Raw genomic sequence first — 24814 nt, 5'->3', positions numbered from 1 at the left:
CCTGTTTAAAAGTATACAATAAGGACGTTTTTACATAGCAAAAAGGAGGCCTGGCAGCATGAATCCCAAGTGGTGGAAGGAAAGCGTTGTATATCAAATCTATCCAATCAGCTTCAAGGATTCGAACGGGGATGGAATAGGGGACCTTAGAGGAATCACCTCCAAGCTGGATTATTTGAAGGACCTAGGGGTTGATGTGATCTGGTTGTGTCCAATATACAAGTCACCGAATCATGACAATGGGTACGATATCAGTGACTATTGTGATATTCAGCAGCAGTTCGGGACCCTGGAGGATTTCGACCGGCTGCTTCGTGAGGTTCATGCCCGCGGGATGAAGCTGATGATGGATTTGGTGCTCAATCATACCTCGAACGAGCATCCTTGGTTCTTGGAATCCCGGTCTTCAGAGGACAATCCCAAACGCGATTACTATATCTGGAGAAAGGGTAAGAACGGAGGACCTCCAAACAACTGGGAGTCTTACTTCAGCGGCTCTGTCTGGGAGTATGATGAAACGACCGACAGCTATTATCTCCATCTCTATGCTAAGCAGCAGCCTGATCTGAACTGGGATAACCCGGCTGTGGTTGAGGAGCTTCATAAGATGGTACAGTGGTGGCTTAAGAAAGGTGTGGACGGATTCCGGTTCGATGCCATAGCCCATATTGTCAAAGCCCAGGGTCTGCCTGATGCGGAGAATCCCGATCGGCTGCCTACGGTCCGCGCCTATCAGCTGTTCTCGAATCTGGATAAAGTTCATACCCTGCTGCAGAATCTTAATGATCAGGTTCTCTACTTCTACGATATCATGACCGTTGGTGAGACCTCGGGACTTGGTCCCCAGCAAGCCCTTGATTATGTAGGAGATACCCGGCGCGAGCTGAATATGGTCTTCCAGTTTGAGCATATGTATCTCGACGCGGCTTCACCAGGCAGCGGCAAATGGGAGATCAAGCCCTGGAACCTTCTTGAGCTTAAGAAAGTCATGAGTGAGTGGCAGACCGTCTTGCATAACCAAGGCTGGAACGCGAACTATCTTGGCAATCATGATCAGCCCCGTCCGGTATCCCGGTTCGGGAATGACCTGCATTTCCGCGTACCTTCAGCCAAAATGCTGGCGACATTCCTTCTTACTTTGGAAGGTACCCCGTATATTTACCAGGGTGAAGAGATCGGTATGACGAATCCTTATTTTGACTCGATTGAGGATTATAGAGATGTGGAGACGCTGAACTTTTATCATGAAATGAGAGAGAAGGGAGTCCCGGAGGAGGAGGTTATGAAAGCCATTCGCAAAAAAAGCCGGGACAATGCCCGGACTCCCATGCAGTGGGATAATACCGAGCATGCCGGTTTCACCTCCAAAGGCACCCCGTGGATTGAAGTGAACTCCAATTACATGGAGGTTAATGTGGCGGCGGCACAGAAGGATCCGGACTCCATCTACCATTATTACAAGACGCTGATCGCTTTGAGGAAGGAACACAAGGCATTGGTATATGGGGAATATAAGCTTCTGCTCCCTCTGGATCCAGAGATTTATACCTATACCCGGACTTGTGAGGACGAGAAGCTGCTGATTATTCTTAATTTTTTCGATCAAAAACCGGTATTTGAGTGGCCGGAGGAGCTGAATTCAGATGGTGCCAAGCTGTTGATTTCGAATTACAAGCCAGTTCCAGAAGAAGAGATCCGGAAGCTTCAGCTAAGGCCATACGAAGCAAGAGTCTACTTATTAAGCTGAGAAGAGGAGCTTGAATAAGAATCACCTGGCGTATTGGCAGACAAGAAGGCGTCTTTTGGCTCATACCCGGTCGTGTGTTAACATGGGAGCAGGTTATAGAATCTGGAGAGCGAGGTGTCTTGGATGAAGAGAATACTGGACTGCAGAGCTTCTGATTTCAGACAGATGGATCGCGCTGCACTTAGGCAGTCGATCCTGGCAGCTGAGGGAAGAACTATTATTTCAGAGATTGCAGCAGATCGGTCCCTGCTTCCAGAAGTGTCCAATGCAGAGCTGTCGAAGGCATTTGGTGCGGATATGATTTTATTGAATCATTTTGATGTATTTCAACCTTTGGTTCAGGGAGCTGTAGTAGAGGCAGCGTCCCAACAAGAAGCCGTTAGAGAAGAGGGACCTGGTAGAGGCGATATTCAGAGGCTCAAAGCGCTGACGGGACTTCCCGTTGGTGTGAACCTGGAGCCAGTGGATGAAAAGGCTGAGGCGGTAGAATCTCTCCATTCGCTGCCTGAGGGCAGAAGGGCCACAGCAAGCTCGCTCGCCGAAGCGAAGGCGCTTGGATTCGACTTCATCTGCTTAACAGGTAATCCGAAGACCGGAGTCACGAATCAGCAGATTCTGCAGGCGATTGGCTTAGCCAAGGAACACTTTGGCGGGCTGATCCTAGCGGGCAAAATGCATGGAGCCGGTACGGCAGGCAGGGTTACGGATATTGAAGCTGGTGTTCAATTCGCAGAAGCTGGGGCCGATGTGATCCTGCTGCCTGCACCGGGAACGGTTCCGGGACTGAGAGAAAGAGAGCTTGCAGCGATAATCACAGCAGTGAAGGGGATAGGCGCTCTGGCTCTGGCCGCGATAGGCACAAGTCAAGAAGGGGCCGATGTATCCACGATCCGGGAGATTGCGCTCAGTGCGAAGAGAGCAGGGGCAGACCTGTTTCATATCGGGGACGCGGGGTTTGGGGGTATCGCGGTCCCTGAGAATATTCAGGCATTATCCATAGCGGTTCGCGGCAGACGGCATACCTATGTGCGTATGGCTGCATCCCCACTGCGATAGGAGGAGTCACCTATGATTATTGGCGTTATTTCAGACACACATATGCCCCGGTCAGCCAAGCGGCTGCCTTCTGCTGTAATCAAGGCGTTCGGAGGGGTGGATCTCATTCTCCATCTTGGAGATTGGGTCACTATAGATGTCTATGAGCAGCTTGCAGCGCTTGCTCCTGTGGAAGGAATTGCAGGGAATAATGATCCCGGAGAGATAATTGATCGGTTCGGGCACCGGAAGATCCTGACGCTTGATACTTACCGGATTGGACTTGTGCATGGCCATACGCCATTTGCCGGCCGCACCACCGAGGAGAAGGCCCAGCTGTCGTTCAAGGAGGACAGGCTGGATGCCATCTTGTTCGGTCACTCGCACCAGCCCCTGCTGAAGCAGTCGGGCGGGGTGCTATTGTTCAATCCTGGTTCCGCTGCAGATAAGCGGCGAGAGACACGTTATTCGGTCGGTATTCTTGAATTAAGGGAGTCCGGAATAGAGGCGAGGCATATTTTCTACGATTCAAAAGAATAGATACAAGAAGAAGCCTGATTTCTCAGGCTTCTTCTTGTTTAATGGGCTTCACTTATTGTAGTACGGTTTCTACCGTTCAGCTTGGACTGGTACATCGCTTGATCGGCCTTTAGGATCAGCTCCTGGATCTCTCTGGCATGATCAGGGTAGGAAGCGATGCCAAGCGAGATCGTTACTGGCTCACCTGTGGGGCTGTTCGTAACGGCCAGAACGGTTCTGATACGTTCAGCAATTTGATAGGCATAGCTTATGTCACTATGCTTCACCAGAATGGCGAATTCTTCCCCTCCATATCTGAAGGCCAGACTGTTGTCCCCGGCCAATTTCTCCATCAAGCCGGCAAGGAATTTCAGTACCTCATCTCCGGTAAGATGACCGTAAGTATCATTTACGGTCTTGAAATTGTCTATGTCCATTAAGATCAATGAGAACGGCGTGTGTTTTGCCGTTAATTTCTCCATGACAGAGTCAAAGGACTTCCGGTTGCCAAGTCCGGTTAATCCATCCATCTTAACTTCATCGCGTAGCTGAAGGATATCCTGGTTAATATTCTTAAAAGCAATCTTAACACTCTGATATAGCAAACGGACTTCATAGTGATTGGATTTTAGATCAGGCAGACTCTTTCCTTTATCCAGATTTAGTGTAGCCTCGTCTGAGAATTTGGCAAGAATGTGTAAGGGCTTGGCAATCTGACTGGCAAGCCACCACCCAAGTATCAGGATCAGGGCAAGAAAGGGCAGGGACTGAAGAAGCATCTTGTGAATCAACTGGGAGGACGGCCCATCGATGACTGAGACGGGAGTCTGCGCAATAATTCCCCATGAACTGATGGGATCGTAGGCATAACCGGCAAAAAAGTCATGTTTTTGGGAATTCGTCACATGCTGAGCTCCATTGGAGCCTTGAAGCACTTGCTGGACAACTGTATTGCGAAGTACCGATTGTCCAATACGCTTGGTGTCCGGGTGAAAGATCAAATGTCCGGTCTTCTCGACCACGAAGACATACGACCCGTTCCCGAAGAAATGCTCCTCCAGCAGTGTATTCAGTACGTTCTTCTCCTCCAAATAGATCGTTCCGCCAACAAATCCTTTGTACTCCCCACCCCGGTCAAAGATAGGAGCAGAGATCAGAATAATATATCTTCCTGACTTGCTTCGATACGGGTTGGATATAAAAGGTGCTTTGGATGTGGTGGCCAAAAGGCTCGCTTGCGAGGTTAGCTGGTCTCCTGCATGGACTCCGGTTGTGTTCGGACTTGTGAACTGGATAACCCGCTCCTCATTGGCAATGAAGATGGAATTGAAATATTGGCGATTCTCCTGGTAGAGATGGCCGAGCAGCTCGGCGTCCATTCTGGTCCCACTCTTGACGATGGCTGCAATGGATGTGATGTTCTGCTTCATCGTGCTGAGCAGGTCACCGGTGTTGGAGGCCAGCTTCTTCGCATACTGGCTGTTGCTCTGCAGATAGCTTGAGATCAGGGAATCCCGGCTGACTTGTACAGCAGAGATCATGCCGATCAGCATGGTTAGAAGCACAGCCACAATAACAAGAAAGCTGATGCTGAATCTAAGGGTATAACCTTTTTTGTGTAAGAGTTTCAAAATAGTATCCCGCCTGTAAGATGATGAATAGTGTTGAACAGTGTCATATCATGACAGTATGAGTTTATTATACATCAAAACTACAATAACAGATAAACCCGTTCAAGGATGGGCTGGGGAAAATATGGCAACAGTTAAATAATGGAGTGCAAAGTTGTGATTAAACGGGAGGAATTTCATTGACCTACGATTGTATCATTATCGGGGGAGGCATAGCCGGTCTCCAGGCAGCAATTCAACTAGGAAGATATGTGACTCATCAGATTCTGGTTATCGACTCGGGTTCTGGCCGATCCACCTTGTGCCGGAATTATCATAATATACTGGGCTGGCCTGACGGGATCTCCGGCGAAGAGCTTCGGAACAGAGGGAAAGCCCAGGCGGTATCTCTAGGCGTCAAATTTGTACAAGACAAAGTAGCTAGGGCTGCAAAGCAGGATCAGCTGTTTGAGCTTGCAGGTGAGCAGGGTGTGCGCTATCAAGCGAAAACCGTGCTGCTTGCAACCGGTTTGATGGACCGCTTGCCGGACATTCCGGGCATCCGCCGGACATTGGGAAGGTCAGTATATGTATGCCCTGATTGTGATGGGTATGAAATTCATAACCGAAAGACGGTCGTAATGGGTTCGGGCAATTCAGGTGCGAACATGGCGCTGCTGCTCGCTGAGCAAGCTTCCGAGGTGATCTTTATTAATCATGAGCAGCAGGCCGTTGACGCGGAGATTCTTATGAAGATCAAGGACCGGAGAATCCGTTATATCGAGACGGGGATCAGCCGTGTCCTCGAAGAGCAGGACGGAATGATCCAGAGCGTTATTCTTGAAGATGGAACAGTGATTCCAGCGGAGAGAGGCTTCATCGGATTTGGCGGCAATCAGGTGCATTCTGAGCTCGCTGAGCAGCTTGGAGCTAAGCTGTATCCTAATAAGCACGTAGAAGCAGATCCCCGTTCCAGGATGACGAATACGCAGAATTTATGGATTGCCGGAGATCTTGGCGTTCATGCCGAGCAGGTGACGGTCTCTATGGGTGATGGCACATTAGCCGCGATTTCAATCCATAAAGTACTCAGAGAATTAAAGCGGGCGCAGGAAGTGAATCTGTAGGCATCTGTCATTTGCCATGATGAATTGGGGACTAACTGAAACAAATCCCACTGCTCCCACGTTACATTTGGGACGGATAAACTTGAGGGGGGAGTTACGGTGAGAAGGATCGCGCTTGTGCTTGGCGCAGTGCTTGCACTTGGAGGATGCTCAGGCGGTAATATGAATAAGGTCAAGCAGGAATCTGCAGTGCAAGCTCCAATTCCGAAGAATGAACAACAAGGTCAGGCGGCAGACCAGAAGCAGCTGCTTGATCCTGCTGCGTTAGGGGACACCTACAGCTTTGCGGATCGCACGGGCAAGTATCTTATTGCCTTCACAGGCAACCAGGATAAGAGCCTGAACAAGGCGATCGGTGAAGGCGGCAAGGTACTGGATGTAAAGTATGTCAGGAAGCAGTCCGGATCAGAGAAGGATGATGGCAGGCAATGGGCTAAGAACTTCGGAAATCTGGAAGGATTGGTCTTCGAGGTGGTTGGAGGGCAGGCTGTTCCAGACCAGACGTATTATCTTGCCAATGATCGCAAGTTGAATATCCATGCGGTCATTCCTGTCATAAGCAAGGTCAATCCGGATGTAGAGGATTCTGTGAAGCAGGCCATTCGTGAAATGAAGGCTCAATCCATTGAGAAGATCTGGGAGATTGGACAGATTGGCCAGGATAATCAAATCTATCTGGCCCAGTTCGAGAAGAAGGGGAAGAAGGCAACGGCTTCGATTATACTGAAGCAGGGGTCACAGATCGTTACCCGTGATTATACAGCTGACTACGATCCGAATTCGACATGGCGGGTCGACGATGGCGGAACGGTTACGCCGGAGATGTTCTCCTTCTTATTTGCAGCTGCAACGGAGAGAGGAATCCTTCTTGGTATGGAGTGGGCAGGTGCGGAGGGGAGGAATGCGTTCTTCCTGAACCAGACGGAAGCAGATCTGGTTGAACTTGAAATAAAAGGCGGGCGCTATATGTCGCCATAAATCACAGAGTTGTTCATTAGGCCTTGGGTATGATGATGTTGATCATCCCAAGGCCTTTTTACCTTAAAAAGTCCTTCTGTTACTTGGTTGACTCACCAGGCATAAATAATATTAGGGAAGACATCAAGCGGGATTATGTGGACCTAATCCTGTTTAAATATATGGTGTGACTACAATTATTGCTTATCCAGGTAAGCAGGTGTCAACAAGGTTAATCTGTTCCAGAGTTCAGCAGACGGATTAATCTTTTTTATATTCTCATTAATGCTTGTATTAGATTCGGCAGCGGAATGTTCATTTGTGAAGGAGGAATATCTTGATGAAGAAAAAAGAAGTGGTTGCGATGCTGCTTGCCGGCGGACAAGGAAAAAGACTAAAGGGTCTTACCAAGAATCTGGCAAAGCCTGCTGTATATTTCGGGGGTACATACCGGATCATTGATTTTCCACTTAGCAATTGTTCGAATTCGGGTATCGATACGGTAGGCGTCCTGACTCAATATGAACCTTTAGTGCTGCACTCATATATTGGCGTAGGCAGTGACTGGGATATGGAGCGTAAGCATGGGGGAGTCTTCGTGCTTCCCCCGCATGAACGCGAGGACGGCAGCAGCTGGTACCGGGGAACGGCAGACGCGATCTTTAGAAATCTGAAGTTCATTGAACAGTATGACCCTGAGCATGTTCTGATCCTCTCGGGGGATCACATTTATAAAATGGATTATGATGCGATGCTTGATTATCACAAAGAAAAGAACGCTGATTGTACAATCTCTGTCATTAACGTCACGCGGGAAGAAGCAAGCCGGTTCGGCATTCTGAACACGAATGAGGACTTAAGCATTTATGAATTTGAGGAGAAGCCCGAGCATCCGAAGAGCACGCTGGCCTCCATGGGAATATACTTGTTTAAATGGGATGTGCTCAAGCAGCATTTGTATGAGGATGAACGAAACCCCGATTCCTCGTTTGATTTCGGTAAAGACATTATTCCACTGATGCTGAGCAATCAGAAGGTACTGTATGCATATCCATTTGAAGGATATTGGAGGGATGTAGGTACCGTACAAAGCTTATGGCAGAGCAATATGGATCTATTATCTGATAATCCCCCTCTGGATTTGAACGACCCGGCATGGCGGATCTACACCCGCAGTCCGAATCAGCCTGCCCAGTATATCGCACCTGAGGCTACTGTAACCAACAGTGTGATTAATGAAGGGTGTATTGTTCATGGTACGATCGAACATTCCGTGCTGTTCTATGGAATTGAAGTTGGTGAAGGCAGTGTAATTACGGATTCAGTGATCATGCCCAATGTGAAAATTGGCAAAAATGTGCGCATCCATAAAGCGATCGTCAGTGAGAATCTTGTCATCAATGACAACACCGCTCTTGGCGTGGATCGCCCTGATGAAGATGAAATCCTCCTAATTACGGATGAAGAACTCTCTGAGCTGCAAGAACAAGAAGCTTCGGTATCGACCAATAATTAAATAAAGGCGGTGTTCCCATGTCCGATTTAATGGGCGTTATTAATCTCGATCATGAGCTTGATCTGCTGAATGAGTTAACCTACTACCGGTGCGGGGCTGCTGTACCTTTTGCGGGGAGATACCGGTTGATTGACTTTGTGCTCTCCAATATGGCCAATGCCGAGATGAAAGATATCGCAGTCTTCGTAAGGCGTAAATACCGCTCCCTAATGGACCATTTGGGTGAGGGAAGACCTTGGGATCTGGATCGGAAAAGGGGAGGTCTCTTCGTACTCCCGCCTGACTGGAACGATAGCTCCGATACTTCGCATGGCGATTTACAGCATCTGCGCAACAATCTGGATTTCTTCAACCGCGGCAAGGCTAAATACATCCTACATTCCGGAAGCCAGCATCTGAGCAAGGTGGACTTCTGTGATGCTTTTAATTATCACAAGGAGAAAGGGGCCGATGTCACTCTGATCTACACCAAGGTAGATCAGCTTGAACCGGAGCATGATCCTTGCCTGCGGCTTGAGGTTAACGGTGACGGTTTTGTCAGCAACATCCACCATGAGAAAGACCATTCCAACATCTACATGGAGATGTTCATTATGGAGAAGAAGTTCTTCCTGGAGCAGGTAAGACATTGTATTGCACACGGGGACAGCTACTTTTTCCGGGATGCTATCCAAAAAAATCATCATAACCTGAAAATTGCCGCCTATGAATATAAAGGATACCATGCCGTTATTAACTCGGTGGAGAGCTACTATAAGAACAGTCTTGAGCTGCTGTGTCCAAAAAATTACACTAATCTATTCAAAGAACGGCCTGTAAATACGAAAATAAAGTATGAGGCACCAACAAAATATCTCGATAGCGCGAGTGTCAACAATTCACTGGTTGCCAATGGCTGCGTAATTGGCGGTAATGTGGAGAACAGCATTCTGTTCCGCGGAGTAAGGGTACAGAAGGGCGCCAAAATTACCAACTCGATCATTATGCAGAAATGTGTAATCGGTGAGAACGCCGTTATTGAGAATGTGATACTGGATAAAGATGTGGTTCTTCCCCCTGACCGTATGCTGGTCGGGGATGTGAAGCGGCCATTTGTCATAGCCAAGAGCAGTACACTTTAAACTACGATTAGAGTGCCCGACAGGAGGATTTATTTTGTTTACCGATAAGGAAAGCTTCAAGAAAGTGTTCAGCGAAAGTCTGGTAGGAGAGCTTGGAACGCCGCTTGAGGAGGCAACCAGTGCCGATGTATATAAGGTGCTTAGTGGGCTGATCCGTGAGTATGCGGGCCGGGACTGGGCAGCTACGAACCGGGAATATAAGCAGCGCGGGGAGAAGCAGGTCTATTATTTCTCCATGGAATTTCTGATTGGACGACTGCTGGGGAACAACCTGCTGAATCTGGGTATTCTGGATATCGTGCGCACCGGTCTTGAAGAGCTGGGATGGAATCTAGAGGAGATCGAAGAACAGGAAGCCGATGCAGGTCTAGGCAACGGGGGCCTCGGTCGCCTGGCCGCCTGCTTCATGGATTCACTCGCTTCGCTGCAGTATGCCGGTCATGGCTGCGGAATTCGCTATAAATATGGTCTGTTCGAACAGAAGATCATTGATGGCGACCAGGTGGAGCTTCCGGATTACTGGCTGCAGAAGGGGAACGAGTGGGAAGTTAGACGGGCAGACAAGAAGGTGGAGGTTCGCTTCTGGGGGAAAGTCGAGGCACGTGAAGAGAATGGGCGTTGGGTGTTCGAGACGAAGGATTATGAATCCGTCCTGGCTGTTCCTTATGATGTGCCTGTGATTGGTTATGGTCATCATCATGTGAATACACTTCGGCTCTGGAGTGCGGAATCGGCCATGCTCAGCAGCAGTAAAGGAATGGCCTCCAAGCATTATGATTATTATAACTTCTTGAATTATAACCGGTCGGTGGAGTCCATCTCGGAATTCCTGTATCCGGATGATTCGCAGTATGAAGGGAAGCTGCTGAGATTGAAGCAGCAGTATTTCCTCTGCTCGGCAGGTCTGCAGAGCATTCTCAGAACCTTTGAGAAGCTGGGACTTTCCTATGATCATCTGCCTGAGAAGGTATCCCTTCACATTAATGATACACACCCGACCCTGATTATCCCCGAACTGATGCGTATTCTTGTGGATGTTAAAGGATATAGCTGGGAACAGGCCTGGGATATCACAGTGCGAACTGTATCTTATACGAACCATACGATTCTAAGCGAAGCGCTGGAGAAATGGCCAACGGGGATGGTTAGAGATTTGCTCCCACGGGTCTACATGATCATTGAAGAGATCAACCGACGTTTCTGCGGCATGCTCCATGAGCAGAACCCGGATGACCAGGAGAGAATTGATCGCCTCGCGATTATCGGATCGGATCAGGTGAGAATGGCGCATCTGGCCATTGCGGGAAGCCACAGCATCAATGGGGTTGCTGCGCTTCATACAGACATCCTCAAGAAGAGGGAGATGCGCTCTTTCTATGAGCTGTATCCCGATCGCTTCAACAACAAGACGAACGGAATCACGCACCGCCGCTGGCTGATGCATGCCAATCCGGGACTTGCTGAGCTGATTACCGAATCGATTGGCCCGGATTGGATTACGGAGCCGCGCAAGCTGACCGAGCTTATCAAGTTTAGTGAGGATGCTGGCTTCCAGGAGCGAGTACACAGCATTAAGCAGCGTAATAAGCTGAATCTGGCTGCTTACATTCAGGAGAAGAATGGAGTCATTGTGGATCCCGCATCAATCTTTGACGTACAGGTCAAACGTCTGCACGGTTACAAGCGTCAGCTCCTTAATGTGCTCCATATTATGCACTTATACAATCAGATCAAAGCCAATCCGGGGCTGGACATCGTTCCTCGTACATTTATTTTTGGCGCGAAGGCAGCCCCAAGCTACTATTTGGCCAAACGGATTATCAAGCTGATTAATGTTGCAGCTGATACTATTAATCATGATCCGGTTGTCAGTCAGAAGCTGAAGGTTGTATTCCTGGAGAACTACTCTGTGTCACTAGCCGAGAAGATTATTCCGGCAGCCGATATCAGTGAACAGATCTCAACCGCAAGCAAGGAAGCTTCGGGTACAGGTAACATGAAGTTCATGATGAACGGGGCACTGACGATCGGGACTCTGGATGGAGCCAATGTAGAGATGCACGAGATGCTGGGTGATGAGAACATGTTCATTTTTGGCCTCAAATCCGATCAGGTATTTGACTACTATCAATACGGCGGTTATGACGCTAAAGGGATCTATGCCAGTGATTCGCGCATCCATCAGGTTCTGGACCAGCTTACCCAGGAAGGGCCTTTCTGTTCCTCGGCAAATGAGTTCGAGATTATCTACGATTCCATTCTGAATCATAACGATGAATACTTTGTACTCAAGGATTTTGCTCCTTATGCAAGCACACAGCTTGAGATTGATTCGTCTTACCGGAATCAGAAGGAATGGCTGAAGAAATCCATTATTAATATTGCACATTCTGGCAAATTTGCGAGTGACTGTACAATTGAACAGTATGCTGGCGAGATCTGGAGAATTAATCCGGTTCGGCAGATGTCAATACATTCATAAAGCAAATACAACAAGAGGGTCAGCTTGGGGCTGCCCTCTTTTTCATTTGATAGAAAATATCCCGAATGGTATATAATGGGTAATGACAAGTTGAGAGAAAGGTAGGATCGCAATGAGTTACACAAATACATTTATTGTAGTGGCCCCCGATTGTCCTGTAACAGCCAGCAAAATCCCTGTATCCTCCAGGGCCAAGAAGACGGCTTACGAAATTGAATTCGATCTCCTGTCCGGGAATCCCTATCGATACAACGAGAAGGAATTAATCTATGAGATTCATATCCGGCATAAAGAACTGGAGGAAGCTTATGTCCTTAATCATGCCGATGAGATCTGGGAAGAGCTGTTCAGGAAGCCGCATCCCTGTCTGAGAGCTTCCCAGCTGCCCAAGAAGTACGGCTGGGGCATTCATTACAACGAAGAAGGCCGAATCGCCATATATGGGATGGATACGGCCGAATATGGCAAGTTCACTGAACCGGGTGAAGATCAGCCGACGCTTCTTCCCGCAATGCGATCCCGCCGTTCAACGTGACCGGCTCAGGAGGACGCTTCCAGAAGCATACGCCGCTGTTTCCATTTGCGCATGATGACACCATGACGGGGGGAGAAGAGCAGGGCGAGTACGAAAAAGATTCCTGCCATACTGATCATGCATCCGGCAATTGAGGCATCCAGCCACTGCGCCAGGTAGTATCCGGTAATGGAGCTGAATATGCCGATGATCACGCTGTAGAAGATCATATGATTCAGCTTGTCGGTTATGAGGTAGGCAGCAGCGGGCGGAACGACCAGCATGCCGACCACGAGGATAGCTCCTACACTTTCGAAGGAGGCAACGGTGCTTACGGATACCAGACCCATTAGAAGGTAATGGAAGAGTGCGATTGGGATTCCGATAGCGGCAGCGAAGGCAGGGTCGAAGGAGCAGACCTTGAACTGCTTGTAGAATACCGAGATAACGATAATGCTCAGCACCAGTGCCGCGCCTACGCCCCATACCGCTTTTGGACCTATATCAATGCCGCCGATTTGCAGTGTATTCCAAGGGACATATGCGATCTCTCCATATAGCACACAGTCCAGATCAAGATCAATGTCCCGGGTGTACAAGCTTACGAGAATGATGCCTACCGCAAATAGCGCGGTGAACACGACGCCAATGGCTGCATCTGATTGTAAGCCGCTTTGGTGGAACAATTGAATGAGCAGCACAGTGACCAGACCTAAGGCTGCTGCACCGAGCAGCATGAAGAGAGAATCTCTGGAACCGCTGATCAGGAAGGCTAGGACAATCCCGGGGAGTACCGAATGGCTAATGGCATCGCCAATCATGGCCATTTTGCGAAGGACAAGGAAGCAGCCCACAATTCCGCAGGTACTGGCAACCAGAGCACCGGTCAGAATGATCCAGAAGTCACTCACTTGGCATCCTCCTTTCACTTTGTTTGAGGGCTGCGGCCACTTTCAGCTGATCTTGGAGATAACTCTGTCTGGCGGCTCTCCTCAAGATTAATTTGGAGGCCAGACCCCGCTTGGGAGCAAAAGCCATGGAGACCAGGAACAAAGCAGTGGCGGCGAGTACGGTTAAGGGACCCGTTGGGAGATTGCTGCCGCCCGCGCTGACATAGGTACCTGCAAGCCCGCTTAGAGCACCGAACAGTCCAGACAATATAACCATGACTCCCAGCCTCTCTGTCCAATATCTGGCCGAGACTGCGGGAGTAATCAAGAGCGCGGCCATAAGCACAATACCTACAGCTTGAATGCCCACCACAACAGCTACAACCATCAGGAACATGATGAGTTGGTCCAGTAACGCCACAGGGTAACCGAGTCCGCGGGCAAAGCCCGGATCGAAGCTGAGCAGCTTGAATTCTTTGTACAACAGGCAGCAGATTCCTATCAACACCACAGAGATCAGAGCCATAATGATGACGTCAGATTGAACCATGGAAGCCGCTTGACCGAACAGAAATTTATCCAGCCCGCTCTGATTGCTGTTCCCGCTATGTTGAATGTGGGTCAACAGCACGGTTCCGAATCCGAAGAAGACGGATAGTACAATAGCTAGGGCCGCGTCCTGCTTGATCCGGGTATGACGTGTGATATAACCAATACCGAACGTTGCCAAGAAGCCGGCAGCAGCCGCGCCGATTAGAAATAACAAGATAGATTTGGAGCCGCTGAGCATAAAGGCGATACACACGCCTGGCAGGGCGGCGTGGGATAGGGCATCTCCCATAAGGGACTGCTTCCGCAGATAGGAGAAGCTGCCGATAACACCGCTGCTTAAACCGAGCAGCATGCACCCAAGCAGTATCCACCTGGCATTGGGATCCAGAAATATGCGAATCCATTCAGGCATAGATGATATTCTCCTTTCCTCTCTAGCTTGTAATTAAAGGCGAGGGGTTATGCTGATCGAGGATAGTTAGGCGCCCGCCATACGTACGCTGCAATAGATCTGCGGTGAACGTCTCTTCCACAGGTCCGGCTGCCACCAGATTTACATTCAGCAGCACCACCCAGTCAAAGTATTCCTTCACTGTGTTCAGATCATGATGTACAACCAGCACGGTCTTACGCTGCTGCTTAAGCTCATTCAGGAGCGTAATAATGGCTTTCTCGGTTGCGGCATCCACACCCACGAACGGTTCATCCATGAAATACAAATTCGCTTCCTGGGCTAACGCCCTTGCCAGGAAGATTCGCTGCTGCTGTCCACCCGACAGCTGGCTGATCTGCCGATCCGCATATTCCGTCATGCCTACCTTGGCCAAGCACTCCATAGCAATTCTTCGTTCCTCCCGCCCGGGGCGCTTGAACCAGCCTAAATGACCATATCTCCCCATCATCACCACATCAAGGGCACTTGTGGGGAAGTCCCAGTCAATGGATTCCCGCTGCGGGACATAACCTGTCTGGTGTCTCTGCTGGGAATAAGGCTTGCCATAGATCAATACCTCGCCCGAAAGTCTTGGGAGAAGGCCCAGAGCCGCTTTGATCAGCGTTGATTTGCCGGCGCCGTTAGGACCGATAATTCCGATTAACTGGCCTTCCGGGACCTCGAAGCTGATATCTCTCAGGACAGGCTTCTTCTGATAAGCGACAGACAAATTCTGAATGATTAACGGGCTTTCTTTCATATGATCAGTCTCTCCCTCGATATAAGGTTCACTTATTTCAGCGCTTCGGCAATCGTCTTCACATTATGCCTAACCATTCCGATGTAGGTTCCTTCAGGTGTACCTTCCTTGCCCATCGCATCGGAGAAGAGCTCTCCGCCGATCTTGATCTCATGGCCTTTCTCCTTAGCACCTTGAATAACGGCATCAATGGCCTTTCGGGGTACACTGGATTCTATGAAGACGGCCTTGATTTTGTTATTAACCAGAAAGTCTCTAAGGTCGGTTACATCCTTGGTTCCAGCTTCGGACGCGGTGCTTATGCCTTGCAGCCCCATAACCTTGAGATGATAAGCATCTCCGAAATAACCGAATGCATCGTGCGCGGTAACCAGCACCCGGCTGGCTTCCGGAATAGTAAGGATCTGCTTCGTCACCTCTTGATGCAGCTGTTCCAGCTGCTTGAGATAAGCTGCGGCATTGCTCTTATAGTCTTCGGCATGAGCCGGGTCCTGCTTGATGAGTGTATCTCTCACCGTTTCGGTTGCCTTCATCCACAGCTGCACATCGAACCAAATGTGGGGATCATATTCGGTTTTCATAAGGGAGCCCGATCGTAATGCTGAACGCTCAATGGAATCGGAGACGGCTACTGTGGTCTTGGTCTTGGCCATGTTCTCGAAGATTTCATTCATCTTGCCTTCCAGATGTAATCCGTTGTAGAAAATAATATCAGCCTCATCCAGCTTGCGGATATCTCCTTGAGATGCCTTGTAGAGATGCGGGTCCACACCCGCTGACATGAGCCCGGTAACTTCTACATGGGTGCCTCCAACCTCTCTGGCAGCATCCGTGATCATTCCGGTAGTCGTTGTGATTCTTAACTTGCCACCATCCTGATAGGACAAGGACTTGCTGGCCCCGCAGGCACTAAGGAGAACAATCGCGCTGATCAACATAAGAGCAGTCAGCATACTTGAAATGGAGAAGGCTTTGTTCCCCCGCCTCGATTTTGAATGCAATTTCATTACATGCTTCACTCCTTTAAAGGTATAAGGATTCGAGAATAAAGGCCAAGCTTCTTGTGCTATGGCATCTTTGTTTCCTATAGGAAACTTTTTGAGTAAAAAAATTCGTGCCAGTTGTATGTATTTCCCATAGACTACAATATTAGCATACCGCAATAAAGATGCATGTACAACAATTTTTTTCCTTAGGGAAACAAATTAAAGGATATATTTAACATTAATTTTTTTTGCTGTAAGATACTCGAGATAGAATGTTTAAAAAAGGGGGGCTTAACATACTTCAGTACAATCACTATTTATTTGATCTGGATGGAACACTAACAGACCCGGCGCCTGGTATTACAAAATCAGTGCAATATGCGCTTTCCAAAATGGGGATTGAAGAAGATGACTTAACTAAACTACAATTCTTCATCGGACCTCCATTACAGGAGACCTTCAGTAAGTATTACTCATTTGATCAGACAACAACATGGCACGCTATCGACTACTACCGGGAATATTTCCGAGAAAAAAGGGTCTGTATGTGAATGAGGTATATACCGGGGTAACAGACTTGCTCGACATGTTGAAGGACAACGGCAAAATGATCTATCTGGCAACCTCAAAACCGCTTGTCTTTGCTCACGAAATTCTTAGGCATTTCAAGCTAGATCACTATTTCACAGGAGTATTCGGAAGTGAGCTGGATGGTACGTATTCGGATAAAAAAGAGCTGATAGCTCACATTCTAGAGACATTACAGCTGGATCCATTGCAGACCGTCATGATCGGAGATCGGAAGCACGATATCATTGGAGCTCAGCATAACCAGATACATAGTGCAGGAGTAGGGTATGGGTATGGATCGAAGGAGGAGCTATTAAACGCGCAGGCAACGTACTATTATGGAACTCTTGATGAGCTTACCCAGGCCTGCTTGCCAGCACTTTAACATTCCCGGCTCCCGTGTATAATGTAGTTACTGATGTACACAATATATGACCCCGGAGGCGCGGAAGCAACCATGACACCTTATACGATAACTGATGCCAGGATTAACGATCTTGAGCAGATTGTACAAATATACAATAGTACCATTGCAGGAAGACAGGTTACCGCAGATGTGGATCCAGTTACAGTCGATAGCCGGATTCCCTGGTTCCATGAACACACTCCGGATCGCAGACCTCTGTGGGTGCTGCGGGTGGGTGATGAAGTTGCCGCTTGGCTGAGCTTTCAATCATTCTATGGTAGGCCGGCCTATAACGGTACAGCCGAGATCAGCATCTATATCGCAGAGGCCTACCGCGGCCAAGGATATGGTACGATTCTGATACAGAAAGCGATCGCAGAATGTCCACGCCTATTCGTTACACGTCTGGTTGGTTTTGTGTTTGCCCATAATGAACCGAGCTTGTCACTTCTTCGAAAGTTTGGCTTCGTTCAGTGGGGATATCTGCCCGAAGTGGCAATGCTTGACGGTGTCGCAAGGGATTTGGTGATTGTAGGCAAAGTAATTAATCCTGAAGAGCAGAGTGCATCTGACTAGTCTTTGATTCGTAAATTTTATTTAAAATGTCTGCAGTATGGATTCCTACTGCTTAAATAGGTGAAAACCAAGCAAGAGCAGCCGCGTCAGTAAACTGACGGCTGCTCTTATTTGGTTTAACAATTGTAACCGCAGTGCACGACTCTTCTTTTGACAACGACGTGATGAACGGGTACGGGAACGTGGTGAATCCGTTCTACAACCTCTACTTCATGGATCACAGGAACGAGTTCCGGTTTGTACACATCCTCATAGACTACTTTTTTATCTGTGTAAATAGGGCGCGGACCTGAACAATTCGATGGTTGTAATGCCACAATCATCAACTCCTCTCTAGGGATAATACACATCATATTGCACGTACGACTATATGGTATGGACGAATGGAAGGGAGGCTGGAGAATTTATTGACTGTGAGAATCGTGATCAATACAATGAACTGTAGACAAAGCGAATGAACGATTGTACTAACTCTTAAAAGGATGGTTTGACATGTCTGCCTCACCACGAGAACCAGAGTTCAATAAGATCCGGGAGAGCAGCCGGCCGCTGACAGCTGTGGTCATCATGATTGCAGGGCTCATACTGCTGGGTATTCTAACAGGCATATCCATAGCTACTGGCTCCTCTTCAATTTCCCTTAGTACCGTATGGCAGGCTGTCATTCACTTTAATCCCGACCTGCAGCAGCATCAGGTGATCAGGGAACTGCGCATTCCCCGTGCTTTGGCGGGTGTGTTAGTAGGTGCCTGTCTGGCTGTAGCGGGTGCCTTAATGCAGGGCCTAACAAGAAACCCGCTCGCAGATTCGGGATTGCTGGGCTTGAATGCGGGCGCGGGATTCGCCATAGCTATTTGCTTTGCCTTTGTTCCTTCTGTTGGATCAACAGGATTGATGCTGTTCTCCTTCGCTGGGGCGGCGATCGCGGTAGGCATAGTCTACGGGATCGGCTCTCTTACCAGAGGAGGAATAACTCCGATTCGGCTGACTTTGGCCGGCGCGGCTGTCAGTGCTTTATTTGTAGCTTTAAGCACTGGTATCGCTGTGTATTTCAATCTGGGACTTGAGCTGTCATTCTGGTATTCGGGCGGGCTGGGAGGAACGAAATGGACCCAACTTGATATGGTGTTCCCATGGGCAGTCCTGGCTCTGGCAGGCGCGTTACTGCTCTCCAGGCCGGTAACTCTCCTGAACCTTGGTGAAGAGGTCGCCTCAGGACTGGGACTTCGAACGGGCTGGGTTAAGGCGGCTTGTCTGCTCGTTGTTATGGTACTTGCAGGCGCCAGTGTATCCGTTGCCGGGATGATCGCTTTTGTTGGCTTAATCGTCCCTCACCTGGCAAGGAGTCTGGTGGGGGTTGATTATCGGCTGATCATTCCATGCTCTGCGGTGATGGGCAGCCTGCTGGTTGTGTCAGCTGATATCGCGGGACAATGGCTGGACCCTAATTATGGGATCCCGCTTGGTGCCGTTATTGCCCTGCTGGGTGTTCCCTTCTTCATTTTCTTCATTCGCCGTTCTGGAAGGGGGCTGATTTAACTTATGAAGAAGCTCCTATTCTCACAGGCGGAGAGCCGGAGAAGAACCCGAGGCTTCACTGTCATGCTTGGTCTCGCGATTTTGATTCTAATTATGTTCCTGATCAGCATGAATCTGGGACAGATCCGCCTTACTCCCTCTGAAATAGTACAGACATTAATAGGACAGGGCACACCTAAACAGAACTTGATTTTGTTTGAATTCCGTCTGCCCCAAATAATCATCTCTGTTCTGGTTGGGGCAGGGCTTGCCCTGTCAGGTTGTTTGCTGCAAGGGGTAACTGGCAATCCGCTGGCGGAACCGGGAATTCTCGGGATCAATGCTGGTGCAGGACTTGCTGTGATAATTTTTGTATATTTTTATCCTGCTGAGCTCCTCGGCTCGGTTTATCTTATGCCGTTGCTTGCCTTGGCTGGTGCAGCAGCCTCCGCAGCCCTCATCTATTATCTGGCTTATAAAAAAGGTGAGGGGCTGTCCGCAATCCGTCTCGTTCTGAGCGGGATTGGTATTGCTGCTGGAATTAACGCTTTTACCATCGTGATCACGCTTAAGCTTGATCCGCAGAATCATCAGCTAATTTACACTTGGCTGGCAGGCAGTATTAGAGGAACAGATTGGAACTATGTGTTATCCTTCATTCCCTGGCTGCTTGTCCTGATTCCTTACTGCCTTTATAAAGCAAAGGTGCTCAATGTCCTGACATTGGGTGATCCGGCGGCAATGGGCCTGGGCACGGCGGTTAACAAGGAGCGGCCGAGGCTAATGGCGGCAGCCGTAGTCCTGGCTGGTGTCTGTGTGGCGGTTGGAGGAGCTATTTCATTCGTAGGCTTGATTTGCCCTCATTTGGCACGCCGGCTGGTTGGACCCAAGCATGAGTATCTATTGCCCGCCTCTATGTTGTGCGGAGGACTTCTAATGTTGGTGGCTGATGCCATAACCCGTGTTCTCGTGAACTCGGCCTCCATACCGATCGGAGTTGTGGTAGCCGTTATCGGAGCTCCATATTTCCTCTATTTGCTCGCTAAGGCAAAATAATTCCAAGCAAGAGACTGTAGGACGTTAGATAACGTGTTACAGTCTCTTTGAGTTTAGGATGTATAATAAATGTTAGAGTCACATTAGATTGCAACTAAGAGTCGTTTCCCGCGTAAATAGAACAAGAAATTAAATTTGGAGGCGATTGTACATGAGTGCACATGAAATCGATTATCGAATCTTAGGTGAAGAAATGCAGTGTGTTGAAATTCAGCTGGATCCTTCAGAGAGTGTTGTTGCAGAGGCTGGCAGCTTTATGATGATGGATCCGGATATCCGGATGGAGACCATCTTCGGAGATGGTGCACGCGGAAATGGAATGATGGGCAAGCTGATGGGTGCTGGCAAACGCCTTCTGACAGGCGAGAGCTTGTTCATGACCGTCTTCACGAATGAGGGCCGTTATCGCCAGAATGTGACTTTTGCCTCGCCTTATCCAGGCAAGATCATTCCGCTGGATCTCCAGCTGCTTGGGGGTAAGGTGATCTGTCAGAAGGATTCGTTCCTCTGTTCCGCAAAAGGCAATTCAATCGGCATTGAATTCCAGCGCAAGCTGGGCGCGGGCTTCTTCGGTGGCGAAGGCTTCATTATGCAAAAAATCGAGGGCGATGGCTGGGCCTTTGTCCATTCGGGCGGTCTCGTCATCCAGCGTGATCTTCAGCCTGGAGAAGTTCTCCGCCTGGATACCGGCTGTCTGGTTGCCATGACTGCAGGGGTGGACTATGATATCGAATTTGTAAAAGGAATCAAGAGCGCGCTGTTCGGCGGTGAAGGATTGTTCTTCGCGACACTTCGCGGACCGGGAAGGGTATGGGTACAATCGCTTCCATTCAGCCGTATGGCAGACCGGGTGATGTCTGCATCAAGGTATGGGGGAAGTAAAGAGGAAGGAAGCATTCTGGGTGGACTTGGCAACCTGTTCGAGAAATAAGATTACTTTGTTTCAGGAAATGAGTGCACAGCGTATCTAATGGCGGGTCTTCTTCGTTTAATAACGAAGAACTATGGAAAGGAAGATGGCCATGAGCGCGTTTAACCTATCAAGCGGACGCCCAGCCCCCAGACCCGCAGATGAGCTCTCGGAGCTCCGCTCCACTTTACTCGGCTACTGCCTTGTTCTGACTGGATCGAAGTGGGAGGCCGAGGACCTGGTGCAGGATGTCTGCTTGAAGACCCTGCCGGTTCTTCAAGGGGCTAAACATCATGAGAATATCCAAGCTTACCTGTTCAGAGCGGCACGGAACCAATGGATTGACCGGGTACGAAGACAGAAGGTATTCGATCGCAAAACAGCTGATCTTCAGCACGAATATAACTTGAAATATCATTTTGGTTCTGACCAGGATGATATTTCAAATGTACTAAGACTTGTGCTGCTGCACGTGCCCCCACTGCAGCGATGCATTTTTCTACTACGGGACGTCTTGTCTTACACCTCTCGCGAAGTCGCGGAAAAGCTGAATATGACCGAGGGTGCTGTGAAGTCTGCATTGTTCCGGGCGAGAGCATCCCTGGTCCCGGTTAAGCGCATCCTTAAGGACCCTGATGAAATGGAAGCTTGTGACGACGATTCGGATTACCTTGCAGCGAGGATTCAGCAATATCTGTTGGCACTTCGCCATGAGAATGCAGATCTTTTGGTTCAACTGCTGCATAATGATTCAGTGGACCCTCAGCTGATAATCAATATGGTCCGCGGCGGAACAGTTCAACACGGCTCTGCTATGAAGCCGTCTCCTCCTAAGGGCAGATCTGTACTGGACGCAGTTCATGTTCTCAGACTGTCTGCGTAGCTGTATTGAGAATGCTCGCGGGGTAAGCGGAACACAATATTTTTTATGTATTATTTTTCAACTTCAATTAGCCGATAATCTCCTTTATAATGGTAAATAGTTTGGAATGCAAACGATTTCCAACAATGCCATGAGTTCTAGTTCAAGGAGTGAGTCAGCTTGTCCGTACAGATCGACAGAAACATTCACATAGATTATGGAGATCCCGCTAAAACCAAAGGAATCTCTATCTTTGCTCCTGAGTTCGATGATCACTTTTATTATGATGGAGATGATCTTGGATCGCGATACAGTAAGCAGAGAACTGCATTCCGCCTATGGGCGCCTACGGCCAGTGAGGCTTTCGTAGTCCTTTACCGGACATGGGATGGGCGCTCAGAGCGTCTGTGTCCAATGAAAGAGGATATCAGTGGCACGTGGACACTCGAGATAGATGAGGATTTGCATGGTTATTTATATACGTATCTTGTTCGTATCGGTGAACAGTGGAATGAAGCTGCGGATCCTTATGCCACAGCCGTTGCGGTCAATGGAGACCGGGCGGCCATTATGGACTTGGCTGGAACGAACCCCGATCGATGGACTGAGGAGAAGCCTGCTTTTAACAAGGTAACAGATGTGATCATCTATGAAGCACACGTACGTGACTTCTCAATCCATCCGGAGAGCGGAATAACCCATAAAGGCAAATATCTTGGCATGGCTGAGACTGGAACACGCGGTCCTGAGGGAATCAAGACGGGGCTTGATCACGTGCTTAGCCTGGGTGTAACTCATGTTCAACTGCTGCCGATCTATGATTATTCAACTCAAAGTGTCGACGAGACCCGCCTGGATATTCCCCAGTATAATTGGGGGTATGATCCCAAGAATTATAATGTTCCCGAAGGCTCCTACTCCACAGATCCGTATCAGCCTGAGCTTCGCATCCGCGAGTTGAAGCAGTTGATCCAAACTTTGCACGATCAAGGTCTACGCGTCATTATGGATGTAGTCTACAACCATGTATATGATGGATATGTGGTTAATTTCAATAAGCTCGTACCCGGTTACTACCTTCGGTATAACAGTCAGCAGGAATTCTCGAATGGCTCGGGCTGCGGAAATGACGTTGCTTCTGAGCGTAAAATGATGTCCAAGTTCATTGTCGAATCCATTCTTCATTGGGTCAAAGAATATCATGTTGACGGGTTCCGATTTGATCTTATGGGTCTCCTCGACGTAGATACGATGAAAGAGATCCGCCATAGGCTCGATGAGATCGATCCTTCCCTGATCACAATCGGTGAAGGCTGGGTTATGGAGACTGAGCTCCCGTCTTATAAGAGGGCGAATCAGCACCAAGCCCGTCTTCTGCCGGGAATTGGATTCTTTAATGATATCATCCGCGATGCGATCAGAGGACACGTATTCGAAGCCAGAGAGAAGGGCTTTATCAGCGGAGGCGTAGGCCTGGAACATGCAATTAAGCAAGGGGTTACCGCCTGCATAGACTTTGATGATTGGATTAAAGGCTTTGCGGCTGAGCCTTCACAGACTGTTACCTATGCGGAATGCCACGACAACCATACAATGTGGGACAAGATTCTGGTCTCTGTTGATGGGGAGGAGAACGAGGTCCGCCGCCAGATGCACCGCCTAGGTTCTTCCATTGTGCTGACGAGCCAAGGGATTGCATTTATACATGCTGGACAGGAATTCTGCCGTTCCAAAGTCGGCTTCGAGAATAGTTATAATCTACCGGATGAAGTTAACCGTCTCGATTGGGAACGGTGCGCGGAATACCGGGACGATGTTGAATTTATGAAGGAACTGATTAAGCTGCGCAAAGACCATCCCGCATTTAGGCTTGAGTCTTCTGAATTAATCCGGAGACATTTACGCTTCGAAGCAAGCCCTTCTAATACAGTGGCATATACTCTTCGAGATCATGCGGGAGGGGATTCCGCCGAGCACTTGTATGTGCTGTATAATGCGAGAAGGGATGTTCTATCCCTGCAGCTTCCTGCACTTGGTGAGTGGAAGGTTATTCATGGACAGGAGCGGACAAGAAATCTTACATCCGGCAAGCTGGAAGTTGAAGGCATCGGAATGGTTATTTTAGCTGTGTAGTTTGGTAATAAATATGAATGCCCCCTACCTTTAAGGACTAGGGGGTTGTTTGTTGACTTTACAAGTATTTGACTAAGTTAGATTTTGGCCATTTACAGCCATCTCGTTCTAGAACGAGATACATGCTGCAGGATTATTTTGTAGGAGCTAGTTATTGGCCATGCTCATTAAGGAGGGAGTTAAATGCGGGGAAAGTCACAAATGCAATCGATCAAGCTTAGTGTATTGGACCTTGTACCTCAATATAATGATGTCCCGCCGGAGACTGCACTTCAGGAAGCGATCCGGCTTGCTATTCATAGTGAAGCTTGGGGATACGACCGCTATTGGGCTGCCGAGCATCATGATCTTGAAGGACTGGCTTGTGCTTCGCCGGAAATATTGTTATCTCATATCGGTGCAAGAACACAGCGTATCCGATTGGGGACGGGAGCGCTTCTGCTGCCGCATTACAGCCCGATGAAGGTGGCAGAGTCTTTTCATCTATTATCCTGTCTCAATCCTGGGAGGATTGATCTTGGGATTGGCCGTGCT

22 protein-coding genes and 1 pseudogene (1 of these 23 cut by a window edge) are annotated in these 24814 nt (G+C 48.8%); 17 read left to right on the top strand and 6 right to left on the bottom strand.

What is annotated here, in order from left to right:
• The first annotated feature begins 58 nt into the window (after positions 1–58).
• The 3 genes from LDO05_RS11195 (at position 59) to LDO05_RS11185 (ending at position 3322) form a co-directional block, all read left to right on the top strand.
• Positions 59–1747 carry a glycoside hydrolase family 13 protein gene (locus LDO05_RS11195; RefSeq protein ID WP_251375482.1) on the top strand — a complete coding sequence of 563 codons (1689 nt, stop codon included), beginning with the start codon at positions 59–61 and terminating at the stop codon, positions 1745–1747.
• A 123-nt stretch (positions 1748–1870) separates the two neighbouring features.
• Positions 1871–2803 (top strand): DUF7916 family protein, encoded by a 933-nt coding sequence (locus LDO05_RS11190; protein ID WP_251375481.1) that lies wholly within the window; start codon positions 1871–1873, stop codon positions 2801–2803.
• A 12-nt stretch (positions 2804–2815) separates the two neighbouring features.
• Positions 2816–3322, top strand: coding sequence for a metallophosphoesterase family protein (locus LDO05_RS11185; RefSeq protein WP_251375480.1), 507 nt, complete (start codon positions 2816–2818; stop codon positions 3320–3322).
• Between the two features lie 38 nt (positions 3323–3360).
• Here LDO05_RS11185 and LDO05_RS11180 read toward each other — a convergent pair whose 3' ends face one another.
• Positions 3361–4932 carry a sensor domain-containing diguanylate cyclase gene (locus tag LDO05_RS11180; protein ID WP_251375479.1) on the bottom strand — a complete coding sequence of 524 codons (1572 nt, stop codon included), beginning with the start codon at positions 4930–4932 and terminating at the stop codon, positions 3361–3363.
• 179 nt (positions 4933–5111) lie between these two features.
• Between LDO05_RS11180 and LDO05_RS11175 the strand changes: the two genes are divergently transcribed.
• The 6 genes from LDO05_RS11175 (at position 5112) to LDO05_RS11150 (ending at position 12649) form a co-directional block, all read left to right on the top strand.
• Positions 5112–6038 (top strand): NAD(P)/FAD-dependent oxidoreductase, encoded by a 927-nt coding sequence (locus LDO05_RS11175; RefSeq protein WP_251375478.1) that lies wholly within the window; start codon positions 5112–5114, stop codon positions 6036–6038.
• 99 nt (positions 6039–6137) lie between these two features.
• A complete protein-coding gene (locus tag LDO05_RS11170) occupies positions 6138–7016 on the top strand; it encodes a hypothetical protein (RefSeq protein ID WP_251375477.1) in 879 nt (292 codons plus the stop codon).
• Between the two features lie 319 nt (positions 7017–7335).
• On the top strand, positions 7336–8511 hold the full coding sequence (locus tag LDO05_RS11165; protein WP_276575506.1) for a glucose-1-phosphate adenylyltransferase: 1176 nt from the start codon (positions 7336–7338) through the stop codon (positions 8509–8511).
• A gap of 17 nt (positions 8512–8528) precedes the next feature.
• Positions 8529–9632 carry a glucose-1-phosphate adenylyltransferase subunit GlgD gene (glgD, locus tag LDO05_RS11160; protein WP_251375475.1) on the top strand — a complete coding sequence of 368 codons (1104 nt, stop codon included), beginning with the start codon at positions 8529–8531 and terminating at the stop codon, positions 9630–9632.
• Positions 9633–9666: 34 nt separating this feature from the next.
• Entirely contained in the window at positions 9667–12114 is a 2448-nt protein-coding gene (locus LDO05_RS11155) for a glycogen/starch/alpha-glucan phosphorylase (protein WP_251375474.1), read from the top strand.
• Between the two features lie 112 nt (positions 12115–12226).
• Complete coding sequence (locus LDO05_RS11150; RefSeq protein WP_251375473.1) at positions 12227–12649, top strand: DUF6157 family protein; 423 nt, start codon at positions 12227–12229, stop codon at positions 12647–12649.
• Positions 12650–12654: 5 nt separating this feature from the next.
• Here LDO05_RS11150 and LDO05_RS11145 read toward each other — a convergent pair whose 3' ends face one another.
• From LDO05_RS11145 to LDO05_RS11130, 4 genes are read right to left on the bottom strand one after another with little or no spacing between them, the layout of a single operon-like run.
• Complete coding sequence (locus tag LDO05_RS11145) at positions 12655–13539, bottom strand: metal ABC transporter permease (RefSeq protein ID WP_251375472.1); 885 nt, start codon at positions 13537–13539, stop codon at positions 12655–12657.
• Complete coding sequence (locus LDO05_RS11140) at positions 13532–14482, bottom strand: metal ABC transporter permease (RefSeq protein WP_251375471.1); 951 nt, start codon at positions 14480–14482, stop codon at positions 13532–13534. Before LDO05_RS11140 ends, LDO05_RS11145 begins: the two co-directional genes overlap by 8 nt.
• 22 nt (positions 14483–14504) lie before the next feature.
• Positions 14505–15263 (bottom strand): metal ABC transporter ATP-binding protein, encoded by a 759-nt coding sequence (locus LDO05_RS11135; protein ID WP_251375470.1) that lies wholly within the window; start codon positions 15261–15263, stop codon positions 14505–14507.
• A gap of 32 nt (positions 15264–15295) precedes the next feature.
• Entirely contained in the window at positions 15296–16216 is a 921-nt protein-coding gene (locus LDO05_RS11130) for a metal ABC transporter solute-binding protein, Zn/Mn family (RefSeq protein WP_481857058.1), read from the bottom strand.
• Between the two features lie 305 nt (positions 16217–16521).
• Here LDO05_RS11130 and LDO05_RS19000 point away from each other — a divergent pair.
• Both LDO05_RS19000 and LDO05_RS11120 read left to right on the top strand, forming a co-directional pair.
• A pseudogene (locus LDO05_RS19000) lies at positions 16522–17204 on the top strand (HAD family hydrolase).
• 72 nt (positions 17205–17276) lie between these two features.
• On the top strand, positions 17277–17801 hold the full coding sequence (locus tag LDO05_RS11120) for a GNAT family N-acetyltransferase (protein WP_251375469.1): 525 nt from the start codon (positions 17277–17279) through the stop codon (positions 17799–17801).
• 116 nt (positions 17802–17917) lie between these two features.
• Here LDO05_RS11120 and LDO05_RS11115 read toward each other — a convergent pair whose 3' ends face one another.
• The gene (locus LDO05_RS11115) at positions 17918–18118 is read right to left on the bottom strand and encodes a hypothetical protein (protein WP_251375468.1); all 201 of its coding nucleotides are present in this window, start codon (positions 18116–18118) and stop codon (positions 17918–17920) included.
• Between the two features lie 175 nt (positions 18119–18293).
• Here LDO05_RS11115 and LDO05_RS11110 point away from each other — a divergent pair, with 175 nt between their 5' ends.
• The 6 genes from LDO05_RS11110 to LDO05_RS11085 form a co-directional block, all read left to right on the top strand.
• Positions 18294–19340, top strand: a complete 1047-nt coding sequence (locus tag LDO05_RS11110) for a FecCD family ABC transporter permease (RefSeq protein ID WP_251375467.1) — start codon at positions 18294–18296, stop codon at positions 19338–19340.
• Positions 19341–19343: 3 nt separating this feature from the next.
• Complete coding sequence (locus tag LDO05_RS11105; protein ID WP_251375466.1) at positions 19344–20375, top strand: FecCD family ABC transporter permease; 1032 nt, start codon at positions 19344–19346, stop codon at positions 20373–20375.
• A gap of 151 nt (positions 20376–20526) precedes the next feature.
• Positions 20527–21306, top strand: a complete 780-nt coding sequence (locus LDO05_RS11100) for a TIGR00266 family protein (protein ID WP_251375465.1) — start codon at positions 20527–20529, stop codon at positions 21304–21306.
• Positions 21307–21397: 91 nt separating this feature from the next.
• Positions 21398–22168: an RNA polymerase sigma factor gene (locus tag LDO05_RS11095; protein WP_251375464.1), complete on the top strand. Its 771-nt coding sequence runs from the start codon at positions 21398–21400 to the stop codon at positions 22166–22168.
• Positions 22169–22327: 159 nt separating this feature from the next.
• Complete coding sequence (gene pulA / locus LDO05_RS11090; RefSeq protein WP_251375463.1) at positions 22328–24280, top strand: type I pullulanase; 1953 nt, start codon at positions 22328–22330, stop codon at positions 24278–24280.
• Between the two features lie 183 nt (positions 24281–24463).
• Positions 24464–24814, top strand: the 5' portion of a protein-coding gene (locus LDO05_RS11085) for an MsnO8 family LLM class oxidoreductase (RefSeq protein WP_251375462.1). It continues 561 nt past the right edge of the window; only the first 351 of its 912 coding nucleotides appear in the window; the start codon lies at positions 24464–24466; its stop codon lies off the right edge, out of view.

Source organism: Paenibacillus sp. YPG26, from assembly GCF_023704175.1.
Lineage (GTDB): Bacteria > Bacillota > Bacilli > Paenibacillales > Paenibacillaceae > Fontibacillus.
This window is presented reverse-complemented; position numbering and strand designations above follow the sequence as displayed.

What these genes read in the sequence shown, in the direction of transcription:
- LDO05_RS11195 (WP_251375482.1), top strand. Translation starts at nt 59, where the DNA reads ATGAATCCCAAGTGGTGGAAGGAAAGCGTTGTATATCAAATCTATCCA.
- LDO05_RS11190 (WP_251375481.1), top strand. Translation starts at nt 1,871, where the DNA reads ATGAAGAGAATACTGGACTGCAGAGCTTCTGATTTCAGACAGATGGAT.
- LDO05_RS11185 (WP_251375480.1), top strand. Translation starts at nt 2,816, where the DNA reads ATGATTATTGGCGTTATTTCAGACACACATATGCCCCGGTCAGCCAAG.
- LDO05_RS11165 (WP_276575506.1), top strand. Translation starts at nt 7,336, where the DNA reads ATGAAGAAAAAAGAAGTGGTTGCGATGCTGCTTGCCGGCGGACAAGGA.
- glgD (WP_251375475.1), top strand. Translation starts at nt 8,529, where the DNA reads ATGTCCGATTTAATGGGCGTTATTAATCTCGATCATGAGCTTGATCTG.
- LDO05_RS11150 (WP_251375473.1), top strand. Translation starts at nt 12,227, where the DNA reads ATGAGTTACACAAATACATTTATTGTAGTGGCCCCCGATTGTCCTGTA.
- LDO05_RS11140 (WP_251375471.1), bottom strand. Translation starts at nt 14,482, where the DNA reads ATGCCTGAATGGATTCGCATATTTCTGGATCCCAATGCCAGGTGGATA.
- LDO05_RS11135 (WP_251375470.1), bottom strand. Translation starts at nt 15,263, where the DNA reads ATGAAAGAAAGCCCGTTAATCATTCAGAATTTGTCTGTCGCTTATCAG.
- LDO05_RS11130 (WP_481857058.1), bottom strand. Translation starts at nt 16,216, where the DNA reads ATGCTGACTGCTCTTATGTTGATCAGCGCGATTGTTCTCCTTAGTGCC.
- LDO05_RS11120 (WP_251375469.1), top strand. Translation starts at nt 17,277, where the DNA reads ATGACACCTTATACGATAACTGATGCCAGGATTAACGATCTTGAGCAG.
- LDO05_RS11110 (WP_251375467.1), top strand. Translation starts at nt 18,294, where the DNA reads ATGTCTGCCTCACCACGAGAACCAGAGTTCAATAAGATCCGGGAGAGC.
- LDO05_RS11105 (WP_251375466.1), top strand. Translation starts at nt 19,344, where the DNA reads ATGAAGAAGCTCCTATTCTCACAGGCGGAGAGCCGGAGAAGAACCCGA.
- LDO05_RS11100 (WP_251375465.1), top strand. Translation starts at nt 20,527, where the DNA reads ATGAGTGCACATGAAATCGATTATCGAATCTTAGGTGAAGAAATGCAG.
- LDO05_RS11095 (WP_251375464.1), top strand. Translation starts at nt 21,398, where the DNA reads ATGAGCGCGTTTAACCTATCAAGCGGACGCCCAGCCCCCAGACCCGCA.